Genomic DNA, 13319 nt, shown 5'->3' with positions numbered 1-13319 from the left:
GACTTCTTCTCAATCCGACTTCCCGCGAGCTTCCTTCTCGGCCTGGGCCGCCTTGACCCGGCCTTCGTTGATCTCGGCCATCGCCTCGGGAATCTCACCTGCGGTGAACTTGTCGCGACCGGTGGGCAGCCCACCGAAGGCGTAGGTCTCGTCGAACAACGGGGCGTCCGACGGACGGCGACGCGACTCGACCTTCTCGATCACCGGTGCCAGGCGCTTGGCCTTGTCCGCCACCGCCTTTGCGTCCCGCTCGATGAACTCGGGCAGGATCTCCTTGCCCATGATCTCGATGGACTCCATGGTGCCCTCGTGACTGCGCGGGTTGAGCAGCAGGATGATCTCGTCGACCCCGCTCGCCTCGTAACCGCGCAGGAATTCGCGCACGGTGTCGGGCGAACCGATGGCGCCGCGGCCGGGACCATAGGCCAGCGACGGATCCTCCTTGACCGCTTGCTCGTACCGCTCCCACACCTTGGTGCGGCCGGGGGTGTGCATGCCGGTCAGGTAGTAGTGCATGATGCCGAACGAGAAGAAGCCGCCGCCGATGCCGAGCCGCTTGAGCGCCTCTTCGTCGGATTTGGCCACCATCATCGACAGGTCGCCGCCGATGGCCAGGATGTTGGGGTTGATCGCCGGCGTGATCGGAGCACCCTGTTCTTCGAATTCCTTGTAGTACCCGTCAACCCGCTCCTTGAGCGCCTCGGGACCGGTGTAGGCGAAGCTCAGCGCACCGATGGCCTTCTGGGCCGCCATCTGCACCGACGACGGGCGCGTGCACGCCACCCAGACCGGCGGGTGCGGTGACTGCAGTGGCTTGGGGATCACATTGCGGGCGGGCAACTCGACGTGCTCGCCCTTGAACCCGGTGAACGGGGCTTCGGTCATACAGCGGATGGACACCTCGAGGGCTTCCTCCCACATGGTCCGCTTGTCGGCGGGATCGATGTTGAAACCGCCGAGCTCGGCGACCGAGGATCCCTCACCCGTGCCGAACTCCACTCGACCGCGCGACAAGTGATCCAGGGTCGCAACCCGCTCGGCGATCCGCGCGGGGTGGTTGATCGGCGGCGGCAGGTGCATGACACCGAAGCCGAGCCGAATATCCTTCGTCCGCTGGCTGGCCGCGGCCAGGAACATCTCCGGTGCGGTGGCGTGGCAGTACTCCTCCAGGAAGTGATGCTCGGTCAGCCAGACAGTGGAGAAGCCGGCCTTGTCGGCGGCCTCCACTTCGTCCAGGCCGTCCTGGAACATCTGGAGTTCATCATCGTCGGACCACGGGCGCGGCAGCGCGAACTCGTAGAACAGCGAGATCTTCATCGATTTCCTCCTGAGGGGTTACTGACGGTGTCCTGGATTTGTTGGTTGGCTGTTTGTGAAACTGGTTGCGCGACAGACTGTTGGGCACTCCGGTCAGCGATATGTCTGGCTGCCACGTACCCGAATGCCATCGCAGGCCCGATCGTGGCGCCCGCACCGGCGTAGCTACGGCCCATGACCGCTGCCGACACGTTGCCCACCGCGTAGAGCCCGTCCACGGTGGTCTCGTCGGAGCGCAGCACCCGGGCGTTTTCATCGGTGCGCAGGCCGCCCGAGGTGCCCAGGTCGCCGAGGATGATCTGGAACGCGTAGTAGGGCGGCTTGCCGAGCGGGCGCAGATTCGGGTTCGGCAAGGTCGGATCCCCGTAGTAGTTGTCGTAGGCGCTGTCGCCACGGTTGAAGTCGTCGTCGTGGCCGGCGTGCGCGAGCTGATTGAACCGCTCGGCGGTGGCCCGCAGATTCTGTTCGGGCACACCGATCTTGCGGGCCAACTCCTCCCAGCTGTCCCCCTCGACCACGACACCCGAATCCAGCCACGCCTTCGGCACCTTGCGGCCGGTGGGCACGGGAGCGAACGGGATCTTGGGGATGGGCAGGTGCCCGCCCACGACGTACCGGTGGAACGAGTCGATGTCGGTGACCAGCCAGCACGGGATATGCCCGCCACCTGATTCCTGCCCCTTGATCATGGCGTGGGCGAAGTCCATGTATGGGGCGGCCTCGTTGATGAACCGCTTGCCGTCGCCGTTGACAACGAACTGCGCCGGCATCATCCGCTCGTTCAGCATGAACTGCAGCCGGCCGTCGGGCCAGCAGATCGCCGGGAACCACCACGCCTCGTCCAGCAGTTCAGTGGTACCGCCGGCCTTCTCCCCGGCCCGGATACCGTCGCCGGTGGCAGCCGGATTGCCGAAGCTCCAGTCCTTTTCGAGCACCGGCAGATGCTCCTTGCGCCACGCCATGTCATGGTCGAACCCACCCGAGGCCAGGATCACGCCCCCGGTGGCCCGGATCCGCAGCGGCTTGCCGTCGCGCTCGATGACCGCGCCGAGTACCGCGCCGTCCGCACCGGTGATCAACGAGGTCATCGGCGCGTCCAGCCACAGCGGGATGTCGTGCTGCTTGAGCGCCAGCCGCATCCGGGCGGCCAGCGACTGGCCGATGGCGGCCATCCGGTCACCGAACACCCTGGCCCGCACCATCCGCCAGATCAGCTTGAGCAGTACGGCCTTGCCGCGCCAGTTCTGCCGGACCTGGTAGAAGAGCCGAAGATCCTTGGGGGCGAACCAGATTCCCTTGGGCGCCAGCGCCAGCGGGGCGAGCAGCTCCTGCTCGTGCTCACCGAGCTTTCGCAGGTCGATGGCCGGGACGTTGATGGTGCTCCCCTGCGCCGATCCGCCGGGCAGTTCCGGGTAGTAGTCGGCGTAGCCGGGTTTCCAGACGAACTCGAACCAATCGCTGTTGCGCTCGAGGAAGTCCATCATCTCCGGCGCGGCCTCGACGTACTTGCGGAGCCGGGCGTCGCTGACCGTGCCTTCGGTGATCTGCTTGAGGTAGTCGAAAACCCCGTCCGGTGAGGGCACATGGCCGGCACGACGCTGTGACGGCGCCCCGGGTACCCAGATCCCGCCGCCCGAGAGCGCGGTGGAACCGCCGAAGTGGGAGGACTTTTCGATCACAAGGGTATCGAGACCGGCCGCGTCGGCTGCCAACGCAGCCGTCATACCGCCGCCGCCGGAGCCGACGACGAGCACGTCGACGGTTTTGTCGAACGTCTGCTCGGCGGTCTGTGCACTGGTGTCTGAACTCATGCTGCGATTCCTACCGCCGTCCTGATTGCGAATCCTGCGATCAATTCCGGTGCCGCCCGGTAGAAGTGATTCCCCGTCCGGTACGGCCCGTTGACTGCGAGCGCCGCGAATGCGGCAACCCAGGTGCGGATCTCGTGCGCCGAATTGCCACCTTCGGTGGCGATGAAGGTGTTGGACCAGCCGTCCAGATCCGTCAACCGGCCCTCGTCGAAGATCTCCAGCAGACTGTGGTCCCATTCGGGATTCAGCGGCCGAAGCGCACTCTGCCCATGGGCGAAGTCGTGAGCGGCCTGGCTCACCGCGGACTGCCGGGCCATACGCTGTTCGGCGGTCATCGGGACCCCGTGCACGATCCGGTCCAGGGCAGCCGGCGGTGCGGTGGCCAGCGTCGGCACCGGCGGGTCGTGCGACAGCCCACCGGAACCCAGCACCAGCACCCGCTTGTCGAGGGTTGCCAGGTAGGCGCCGACCGCCGCCCCCAGCGCGCGGGACCGCGACAGCGGACCCAGCGGGGTGGCAACGGAATTGATGAAGATCGGCACGATGGGACGCGCGGTCGCCTCGCCGAACAACTCCTGAAGAGGCTGCACGGTGCCATGGTCGACGTCCATGCTCGTCGAGACGGCGACGTCCACCCCGGACTCCCACACGGCCTCCGCACACTGCTGGGCGATGTCACCGGCAACGTTCAGCGCACCCTGGTACGTCCCGTAATCCCCCACTCCCGTTGCGGCGGTACCGATGCAGAACGGGGGCATCAGCCGGTAGAAGAACCCGTTGTAGTGGTCGGGCGAGAAGGTGATGACGAGTTCGGGGTCGTAGTCGGCAACAAACTCCCGCGCGGCGGAGAGCGCCGAGCCGATCTCGTCGAGGAGATCAGCCGACGGTCCCGGAAGATTCAGCAGTGGGCTGTGGGACATACAGCACAGGGCTACCGGCATCGTTCGCACCTCCCTCCAGCACATGCAGTACGTCGAACAGGGCGTTGCTCAGTTCCGGGGCACGCTGGGCGATGTCGGCACCGGCGATGCAGCGGTCCGGGCGCAGCACCAGGACAGATTCCGCGTGCACGTCGAACCATGCTTTGAGCGCACCCGTGCGGTCACCGACGATCACCACGGAGCCGTCATCGCTGTCCGCGTCGTGCCCGATCCAGAACAGCTGGGTCTGCGGGCGGGCCGCGATGAACTTCGCGCCCAGGGCTTTCCAGCGCTGATAGGCCTGCTCGCCGAGCAACGCGCGTGGATTGTTGTTCCAGCACAGCACCGCGAAGTTCAGGCCGATCACGTCGTCCAGCAACACGTTCGACTGCTCGCGGGTGTCCACCCGCGGCTGGATGAACAACGTGCCGGCCGGAGCTTCGGGCGTCGGCGGCTTCGGGTGGTAGACCGCGCCCTGGTCGTACCGCGGCATCGGCTTGAACCGCATCTCCAGCACGTAGCGCTTGAGCGCCGGAACCACCGACGCACCGCGAATCAGCTTGTCCCGCACCACCGCGATCTTGCGGTTGGTGGGCGAGATGACCCGCCCCACCAACGTCGACAGGTCGATCATGGCCCTGGCGTGCTTGCGGCGCTCGATGTCGTAGCTGTCCAGCAGTGCGTCGCCGGCGTGGCCGTTGACCACCGCGGCCAGCTTCCAACCGAGGTTGGCCGCATCCCGGATGCCGCTGTTGTAACCCTGGCCCTGCCACACCGGCATCAGATGAGCGGCATCGCCGGCCAGCAGGAACCGGCCCTTCCGGAAGTTCCCGGCGATACGGGAATGGTGGGTGTAGACCCTGCGACGGATCACGTCGACCTTGTCGGGATGCGGTACGAACGGAGCGAGCAGCCGGGCGACGAATTCGGGATTCTCGGCCTGCTCGTCGGTTTCGTCGGCATGGATCATGAACTCGAACCGGCGGATGCCGTGCGCGATCGAGATCGAGGCGTACGGCCGATCCGGGTCGGCACCGACCTCGCTGTTCGGATGTCCCAGCGGATCGTTGGCCAGATCGACCACCACCCAGCGGGTCGGCGAAGTGGTGCCGTCGAACGACACCCCCATCAGGCGGCGGGTGGCACTCCGGCCGCCATCGCACCCCACCACATAGCGCGCCCGCACCGCGGGCACGTCCGGGCCGAACTCGACCGTCACTCCGTCGGCCGTCTCGACGGCTGCTTCCATCCGGCGACCCCAGGCCACCTGCACGTGCTCGAACCGGTCCAGCCCGACCAGCAACTGCGCGTCGACCAGCGGCTGGACGAAGCCGTTGCGCTTGGGCCAGCCGAATCGTGCATCCGGAGGCGCCATTTCGGCCAGCAGCCGGCGGTGACCGTCGTAGAACCGCAGGATCTGGTTGGGCACGGTGTGCGGCAGGACAGCCTCGACCAGGCCGATGGACTGGAAGGTGCGCAGCGATTCGTCGTCGAGTCCGACTCCCCGGGGGTAGTCGATGAGGGTTTCGCGTTCCTCCACCACGAGCGTTCGGACACCCTGGATGCCAAGAACATTCGCCAGGGTCAGGCCGACCGGCCCGGCCCCGACGATGATGACGTCGACCTCTTGGTCGGTCACGCCGGCTTCCCCAGCAGGAATTCCAGATGCAACCGGTTGAACGTCTCAGGGTCTTCGTATTGCGGCCAGTGCCCGCAGTCCGGCATCACCTCGAACCGGGCACCGGGGATCATCGACGCGATGCGCCGGCCCTCGCTGACGTCGGCGGTCGGGTCATCACTGGTCCACAGCACCAGAGTGGGCGCGGTGATCGATCCGTATTCCTTCTCCCCCAGCAGGTTCCGCGCGCGGATCTCCGGATCCTGCAGTGCCATGATGTCGCTCATCGCGGCGACGAAACCGGGCTGGCTGTATACCGCCTGACGACTCGCCACGATGTCGTCGTAATCCTTCGTCTTGTCGGCCATCAGCCACTTGATCCGGGCCTGCACGGTCTCCCAGCTCGGGTTCTCCGCGGCCGCCATGGACAGCGTGATGATCCGCTTCATCACCTCGGGGTCGGCCTGTGAACCACCGGCGGTGTTGAGCACCAACCGATCCACGCGGTCCGGGTGATCGGCTGCGGCCCGCGCGGCCACCCAGCCGCCCAGCGATTCACCCGAGATGTGGGCACGCTGCGCACCGATCGTGTCGAGGAAGGCGATCAGATGGTCGACGTAGTGCGCGACCTCCAGCGGATGGCCGGGCTTGTCGGTGTAGCCGTGCCCGAGCATGTCGATCGACCACGTCGAGAAATGCTCGGCATGAGATTTCAGATTGCGCACATAGGCCTCGGCATGTCCGCCCGACCCGTGCAGCAGAACCAGCACGGGCAGCTTCGGGTCACCGGCATGCAGGTAGCGGGTGCGGATGCCGCCCACATCGAGGTAACCCTGCGAGAACGCCACGCCCTGCAGATCAGCCCAGACGCTCTCATGCTCGGTGGCCGAAACGGAACCGGATGCCGGCCCGGCGGCAGTGCTTGTCATGTTCCCCTCTCCGACGGTAAGGAGAATGCTATTCTCCAAATTTGTAAGCACTTTGCTCATATAGCGCACATCAGCGTGCATTATTATCAGAGCATCACTCTCGCGGTTCTATCTGTCAAGGAGGGGCGCGATGCCGGCCAAGGCAACCCAGCCGCAGGCACAAACGAAGACCGACAGCACCCCCAACGGGGTGCCCGGTTCACAGACGCTGGCGCGCGGATTGAGCGCGCTCGCGGCCATCGCCGCAGCCCCGACCGGGCTCACCGTGCAACAGGTCGCCGACCACGTCGGCGCCCATCGCACGATCGCCTACCGGCTGCTGGCCACCCTCAGTCAGTTCCGGTACGTGACAAAGGGCGAAGACGGCCGCTACCGGCCGGGCGCCGGGCTGGCCGCACTCGGGGCGTCCTTCGACAACAACATGCGCCAGCTCAGCGTCCCGACCCTGCGCGCACTTGCCGACGAGCTCGGCAGCACGGTGTCGTTGCTGGTGGCCGAGGGCGATCAGCAGGTGGCGGTCGCGGTGATCGTCCCGACGCAGGTGTTCTACCAACTGTCATTCCACGAGGGCAGCCGCCATCCGCTCGAGCGCGGCGCCGCCGGAGTGGCACTGCTGGCCAGCATGCCGCCGCGTCCCGGCGAACGCGAACTGGTCCGCGAGACCCGCGAACAGGGTTGGGTGATCACCCACGGCGAGATCGAACCGGACACCTATGGCCTGGCGGTGCCCGTGCGCCGGCGTCTGCCGTCGCCGCCCACCTGCATCAATCTCATCTCGCACCGCGAAGACGTCGTGCTGGGCGGCAAGGACGCGGTGGTCCGGGCAGCAAACGAACTATCGGCGATTCTGTACTGATAAGGGAATGACAAATGACTCATACCGAATTTGAGTGGGATGACTCGGTCGACGTCGTCGTACTGGGCAGCGGTGGCGCGGGGCTCACCGCTGCACTGACCGCGTCGGTCAACGGCGCCTCGGTCGCGATCTACGAGAAGGCAACCACGGTCGGCGGCACCACTGCGGTCTCCGGCGGCATCGTCTGGATCCCGGCCCACGACCGCAGCGCCGACGGGCCGCTGCCGGTCGCCGACGCGATCGACTACCTGCAGGCCCAATCGCTGGGCTACATGGATGCCGATCTGGTCGACACCTTCGTGCGGACCGGTCCGGCGATGCTCGACTTCGTCGAGGAACACAGCGAGCTGCGTTTCGCCGTCGCCGAGGGCTTTCCCGATTACAAGCCCGAGCTTCCCGGCGGGCGCCCGGGCGGCGGCCGCTCGCTGAGCGCGGGCCCGGTGGATCAGGGCAAGCTCGGTGCCTGGCGAGACCGGATCACCTCGTTCCCAGCAGATTTCAGCAACGTCGGCATCGACGCGGAGACCCGCGCCCGCATTCACGCCGTCTACGACGATCCCGACGCCGACCTCTGTGTCGCCGGCACTGCACTGATCGCCGGTCTGCTGCGCGGCCTGCTCGATCGCGGCATCCAGCCGGTCACCGAGGCCCGGGCGATCGAATTGGTCGGTGACGCCGACGGTATCGCCGGGGTGCGGATCAGTGTCGATGGCGCCGAGGTGACTGTGCGCGCCCGCAGCGGCGTCGTGCTGGCCACCGGCGGATTCGAGTGGGACGAGAAACTGGTCGAGGCCTACCTGCGCGGCCCGATGCGCGGCGCGGTGTCCCCACCGAACAACACCGGCGACGGGCTGCGGATGGCGATGGCACACGGCGCCGACCTGGCCAACATGGGTGAGGCGTGGTGGGTTCCGATCGTGCAGATCCCCGGTGACACCATCGACGGTCATCCCCGTAGCCGCAGCGTGCGACTGGAACGCACCCGGCCGCGCAGCGTCATCGTCAACCGGGCGGGTAAGCGCTTCCTCAACGAGGCAGGCGAATACAACTCGATGGCGGGCGCCTTCCAGTACCTCGACCCCAAGACCGGCTACGCCAACGACCCGGCCTGGATCGTGTTCGACTCCGTGCACCTGCAGCGCTACGGCTTCCTCGGCGTCGAACCCGGCGACCCGGTGCCGGACTGGTTCTGCGAATCGGCCACCCTCGCCGAACTCGGCACCAAGACCGGTATCGACGCCCAGGGCCTGGCCGAGACCCTGAACCTGTGGAATGACAATGTCTCCCGCGAGGTCGACCCGGACTTCGGCCGCGGATCCAGCGCGTACGACGGGTACTGGGGCGACAACTCGGCCCCCACCCCGGCAGGCCAGACGCTCGGGCCCCTCGACACCGCGCCGTTCTACGCCGTGCCCGTCAAGATCGGCGCGATGGGCACCAAGGGCGGGCCGCGCACCGACCGCGACGGCCGGGTCCTGCACGTCAACGGCGCCCCGATCCCCGGCCTGTTCGCCGCGGGCAACGCCATGGGCGGGGTGACGGGCAAGGCCTACGGCGGGGCGGGCGGCACCCTCGGCCCCGCAATGGTGTTCGGTTACCGCAGCGGCTATGCCGCGGCCACGGGCAAGTCGGTGAGCTGATCGGTTACGGTCGAGTCGTGCTCGGGAACCCGCGCAGCGCAGCTCAGACCCGCATCCTCGATGCGGCGCTGGAGCTGATCGCCGAGCACGGGGTCAGCGGCACGTCGTTGCAGATGATCGCCGACGCGCTCGGTGTCACGAAAGCCGCTGTCTACCACCAGTTCAAGACCAAGGAAGCCATCGTCATCGCGCTCACCGAGCGTGAACTCGGCCAACTGGAGGATGCGCTGGAGGCGGCCGAGGCCGAGGGCTCGCCCACCCGGGCTCGGGAAGTGCTGCTCACCCGGGTGATCGACATGGCCGTATCGCGTCGACGTGCCGCCAGCACACTGCAGTTCGATCCGGTCGTGGTGCGACTGCTCGCCGAACACGAACCGTTCCAGCAGTTCATCGACCGGCTCTACGCGGCCATGCTCGGCGACCAGTCCGGCGATGGCGCGCGGGTCCATGCGGCGGTGTTGTCCGGCGTGATCAGCGTCGCGGTGATGCACCCGCTGGTGACCGACGTCGACGATGACACCCTGCGCGCCGAGTTGCTGCAGACGATGCGACGCGTCTTGGGCCTACCCGGCTGAATCCGCGATCAATTGCGCCGCAGCGCTGTACGGATCGGTGATGCCGTCGGCCACGGCGGCAGCCAGCCCGTCCAGCTCACCGTGATTGCGCAGCAAGGTCTGGGCCAGCGACAGGATCTGGGTCCTGGCCCGCGCGGCGCGGCGCGCCGGGGTGTCGGATCGGTGGTGCGCGTCGATGGCCTCGACCAGCTCAGCCAGCCCCTCCCCTTGAGCCGCAACGAGTTTGAGCACCGGAACGGTCGCCTCGGCCCGAAGGTCACGCGCAGTCTGATCGGCACCTTCGCGGTCGGCCTTGTTCACCACCACCAGGTCGGCGACCTCCAGCAGTCCGGCCTTGGCGGCCTGCACGGCGTCACCGGCGCCGGGGTTGAGGATCACCACGGTCGGGTCGGCGATCGCGGCGATCTCGATCTCGGACTGCCCTACGCCCACCGTCTCCAGCACGATCAGGTCGTAGGCCAGCGCGGCCAGCAGGCGGATCGCCGCGGGTACCGCGGCAGCCAGCCCGCCCAGATGCCCACGGGTCGCCACCGAGCGGATCAGCACGTCGGGATCGTTGATGTGGGCGGCCATCCGGATCCGGTCCCCGAGCAACGCACCGCCGCTGTACGGCGACGACGGATCCACCGCCAGCACCGCGACCCGCAGACCGCGCTCCCGGTACGCGCCGACGAGCGCGCCGACCGTCGTCGACTTTCCGGCTCCGGGCGGCCCGGTCACCCCGATGACGCGCGGAGATGCCGGGCCGAGCACCGCGAGAACCTCGTCGCGACGGCCGCTTTCGACCAGGCTCAGCAATCGCCCGACGGCACGCTGGGACCCGCCGCGCGCCGCGGTGATGAGCTCCTCGATGCTGGGTGGGCTGGTCATCACGGTCGACATTACGGTGCAGGCACCTCGATGACCGTCGCCGAGCCCATACCGCCCCCGGCACACATGGCGGCCACGCCGATACCGCCACCGCGCCGGCGTAGCTCATGGACCATCGTGGCCAGCATGCGCGCCCCGGTGGCGGCCACCGGATGGCCCAGCGAGCACCCGCTGCCGCTGACGTTCACGATCTCCGGGTTGATGTCGAGCAGCTTGATGGTGGCCACGCACATCGACGCAAAAGCCTCGTTGATCTCGAACAGATCCACGTCCGACAACGAAAGGCCCGCGCGGCCCAGGGCTTTGGTGATGGCTTCGACGGGGGCCAGCCCGGTCGAGGCCGGGTCGACGCCCACCGAGGCCCAGGACTTGATGGTGGCCAGGGCCGGCAGGCCGAGCTTGTCGCTGGCGATGGTCAACAGTGCGGCCGCGTCGTTGGCGCCGCACGCATTTCCCGCGGTGATCGAGAACCCGTCGATCTCTGGATGCAGCGGTTTGAGTGCCGCCAGTTTCTCCAGTGTGGTGTCACGGCGCGGATGCTCATCAGTGTCGAACAACCCGTACGGAGTCTCGATTGGGACGATCTCTTCCTTGAACCTGCCCTCGTCGATCGCCGCAATGGCCTTGAGGTGTGAGCCCAATGCCCACTGGTCCATCTCCTCGCGGCTCACCCCGGCCTTCACCGCGGCGTTCCAACCGACCGTGATCGACATGTCCATATTGGGTGCGTCCGGCCGGTCGGGATGCGTCGGCGGGAACCAGTTGACCCACTCGGCGTCCTTGGCACTGCTTGCCGCACGGACGAACCGCGGTGAGGTTGAGGCCGAGTTCACCCCGCCGGCCAGGATCAGCCGGTCCATCCCGGCGCGGATGCCGGCCGCCGCACTCTGCACGGCCGCCTGACCGGCAGCGCAGTGCCGATTGATCGACGCTCCCGGGACCGTCGCGAGACCGGCGGTGATCGCGGCGTGGCGGGCGATGACGCCGCCACCGTAGAGACCTTCGCCCAGGATCACGTCGTCGACCGGGACGGTGCCGCGCCCGGCCAGGTCGTCGACCGCAGCGCGCACCACATGATCGGCCAGCGCGTAGGCGTCCGTATCGCGCAACGTGCCCTTCTTCGCTGTGCCGATGGGAGTACGCAGCGCGGACACGATGACGGCTTCAGGCATTGATCTGCTCCCTGGTTCACCCGGTAAGAGAATGCTATTCTCGCAGCCAGAGAGTCTCAGTTGCAAGAAGGGGAACCGTATGCAAATCGCCGGTAGTTCCGCGATCGTCGTCGGCGGTGCGGGTGGCCTGGGTGAGGCGACCGTCCGCCGCCTGCAGGCAGCGGGAGCCAAGGTGGTCGTCGCGGACCTCGCCGACGAGAAGGGCGCCAGCCTGGAGAAAGAGCTGGGTGTGCGTTATGTGAGCACCGACGCCACCTCCGAGGAGTCGGTGCTCGCCGCCATCGCCGAGGCCGAAGCCCTTGCCCCGCTCCGCATCTCCGTGGACACCCACGGCGGGCCCGCCGCCGGCGGCCGATTGGTCGGCAAGGACGGGTCCCCGCTGGACCTCGACGGGTTCAAGAAGACCGTCGAGTTCTATCTGACCGCGGTGTTCAACGTGATGCGCTTGTCCGCCGCGGCGATCGCCAAGACCGAACCGCTGGAAGAAGGCGGTCGCGGCGTCATCGTCAACACGGCTTCGATCGCCGGGTTCGAGGGCCAGATCGGCCAGCTGCCGTACTCGGCGGCCAAGGGCGGCGTGCTCGGCATGACGCTCGTCGCCGCACGCGACCTGTCGCCCCTGGGCATCCGGGTCTGCACCATCGCCCCCGGCACCATCAACACCCCCGCCTACGGCAAGGCCGCCGATCAGCTCGAGCAGTACTGGGGTCCGCAGGTGCCGTTCCCCAAGCGCATGGGCCGCTCGGTCGAGTACGCCCAACTGGCCCAGAGCATCATCGAAAACGACTATCTCAACGGCGAAATCATCCGCCTGGATGGGGCATTGCGCTTCCCGCCCAAGTAATAGTCTGTCGCGATGAACCTGACCGGAAAGGTCGCCTTCGTCGCCGGTGCCAGCCGCGGCATCGGCGCGACGATCGCTGCCGCACTGGCCGCCGAGGGTGCCGCGGTGGCCGTGGCCGCCCGCTCCGAACAGCCGGGCAAGCTGCCCGGCACCATCGGCTCGGTGGCCGCGGACATCAACGATGCGGGCGGACGCGCGCTACCGGTCGCCTGTGACGTCACCGACGAGGATTCGGTCAACAAGGCTGTCGCCGCGGCGGTTTCGGAGTTCGGCGGTATCGACATCCTGGTCGCCAACGCCGGCGTGCTGTGGCTCGGCCCGGTCGAGACGACACCGCTCAAACGATGGCAACTGTGCCTGGACGTCAACCTCACCGGGGTGTTCCTGGTGACCAAGGCCGTCATCCCGCACGTTCGCGAACGCGGCGGCGGTTCGCTCATCGCGATCACCACCACCGGAGTCGACATGGTCGAGCACGGTGCCAACGCCTACTGGGTGTCCAAAGCCGCGGCCGAACGCCTCTATCTCGGCCTGGCCGCCGATCTGCGTGACGACAACATCGCGGTCAACTGCCTCAGCCCGTCACGCGTGGTTCTGACCGAGGGGTGGCAGGCCGGCGGCAGTGGGCTGCAGATCCCGCCGGAGATGATCGAGCCACCCGAGGCGATGGGACTCGCGGCGGTACGCCTGGCCGGTCAAGATGCCGGCGGCGTCACCGGTACCGTCCAGCGCTCCGAGGCGCTCACCTTCTAGTTGCCTAGTTGCCT

General features: G+C 67.5%; 12 protein-coding genes. 5 read left to right on the top strand and 7 right to left on the bottom strand.

The window, feature by feature from the left end; translation table 11 throughout:
- Positions 1-9: 9 nt before the first annotated feature.
- The 5 genes from TX88_RS27270 to TX88_RS27250 are packed head-to-tail and all read right to left on the bottom strand — an operon-like array spanning position 10 to position 6595.
- Positions 10-1317 (bottom strand): LLM class flavin-dependent oxidoreductase, encoded by a 1308-nt coding sequence (locus TX88_RS27270; RefSeq protein ID WP_044522227.1) that lies wholly within the window; start codon positions 1315-1317, stop codon positions 10-12.
- Positions 1314-3128 carry an FAD-binding protein gene (locus TX88_RS27265; RefSeq protein WP_044522224.1) on the bottom strand — a complete coding sequence of 605 codons (1815 nt, stop codon included), beginning with the start codon at positions 3126-3128 and terminating at the stop codon, positions 1314-1316. The genes TX88_RS27270 and TX88_RS27265 overlap by 4 nt, the downstream gene beginning before the upstream one ends.
- Positions 3125-4048, bottom strand: a complete 924-nt coding sequence (locus tag TX88_RS27260) for a 3-carboxyethylcatechol 2,3-dioxygenase (protein WP_044522223.1) — start codon at positions 4046-4048, stop codon at positions 3125-3127. The genes TX88_RS27265 and TX88_RS27260 overlap by 4 nt, the downstream gene beginning before the upstream one ends.
- Positions 4005-5708 (bottom strand): bifunctional 3-(3-hydroxy-phenyl)propionate/3-hydroxycinnamic acid hydroxylase, encoded by a 1704-nt coding sequence (locus TX88_RS27255; protein WP_044522222.1) that lies wholly within the window; start codon positions 5706-5708, stop codon positions 4005-4007. The genes TX88_RS27260 and TX88_RS27255 overlap by 44 nt, the downstream gene beginning before the upstream one ends.
- The gene (locus tag TX88_RS27250) at positions 5684-6595 is read right to left on the bottom strand and encodes an alpha/beta fold hydrolase (RefSeq protein WP_044522217.1); all 912 of its coding nucleotides are present in this window, start codon (positions 6593-6595) and stop codon (positions 5684-5686) included. Before TX88_RS27250 ends, TX88_RS27255 begins: the two co-directional genes overlap by 25 nt.
- A 130-nt stretch (positions 6596-6725) precedes the next feature.
- Here TX88_RS27250 and TX88_RS27245 point away from each other — a divergent pair, with 130 nt between their 5' ends.
- From TX88_RS27245 to TX88_RS27235, 3 genes are read left to right on the top strand one after another with little or no spacing between them, the layout of a single operon-like run.
- Positions 6726-7451: an IclR family transcriptional regulator gene (locus tag TX88_RS27245; protein WP_044522216.1), complete on the top strand. Its 726-nt coding sequence runs from the start codon at positions 6726-6728 to the stop codon at positions 7449-7451.
- A gap of 14 nt (positions 7452-7465) precedes the next feature.
- On the top strand, positions 7466-9091 hold the full coding sequence (locus TX88_RS27240) for an FAD-dependent oxidoreductase (protein WP_044522212.1): 1626 nt from the start codon (positions 7466-7468) through the stop codon (positions 9089-9091).
- A gap of 17 nt (positions 9092-9108) precedes the next feature.
- Positions 9109-9666, top strand: coding sequence for a TetR/AcrR family transcriptional regulator (locus TX88_RS27235; RefSeq protein WP_044522206.1), 558 nt, complete (start codon positions 9109-9111; stop codon positions 9664-9666).
- Here TX88_RS27235 and meaB read toward each other — a convergent pair.
- Both meaB and TX88_RS27225 read right to left on the bottom strand, forming a co-directional pair.
- Complete coding sequence (meaB, locus tag TX88_RS27230) at positions 9655-10536, bottom strand: methylmalonyl Co-A mutase-associated GTPase MeaB (RefSeq protein WP_044524106.1); 882 nt, start codon at positions 10534-10536, stop codon at positions 9655-9657. The genes TX88_RS27235 and meaB overlap by 12 nt on opposite strands.
- 11 nt (positions 10537-10547) lie before the next feature.
- On the bottom strand, positions 10548-11708 hold the full coding sequence (locus tag TX88_RS27225; protein ID WP_044522205.1) for a thiolase family protein: 1161 nt from the start codon (positions 11706-11708) through the stop codon (positions 10548-10550).
- A 79-nt stretch (positions 11709-11787) separates the two neighbouring features.
- Here TX88_RS27225 and TX88_RS27220 point away from each other — a divergent pair, with 79 nt between their 5' ends.
- Entirely contained in the window at positions 11788-12552 is a 765-nt protein-coding gene (locus tag TX88_RS27220) for an SDR family NAD(P)-dependent oxidoreductase (protein WP_044522203.1), read from the top strand.
- Positions 12553-12564: 12 nt separating this feature from the next.
- Positions 12565-13305, top strand: a complete 741-nt coding sequence (locus TX88_RS27215) for an SDR family NAD(P)-dependent oxidoreductase (protein ID WP_044522201.1) — start codon at positions 12565-12567, stop codon at positions 13303-13305.
- Positions 13306-13319: the final 14 nt, after the last annotated feature.

The organism is Mycolicibacterium septicum DSM 44393 (genome assembly GCF_000455325.1).
Lineage (GTDB): Bacteria > Actinomycetota > Actinomycetes > Mycobacteriales > Mycobacteriaceae > Mycobacterium > Mycobacterium septicum.
This window is presented reverse-complemented; position numbering and strand designations above follow the sequence as displayed.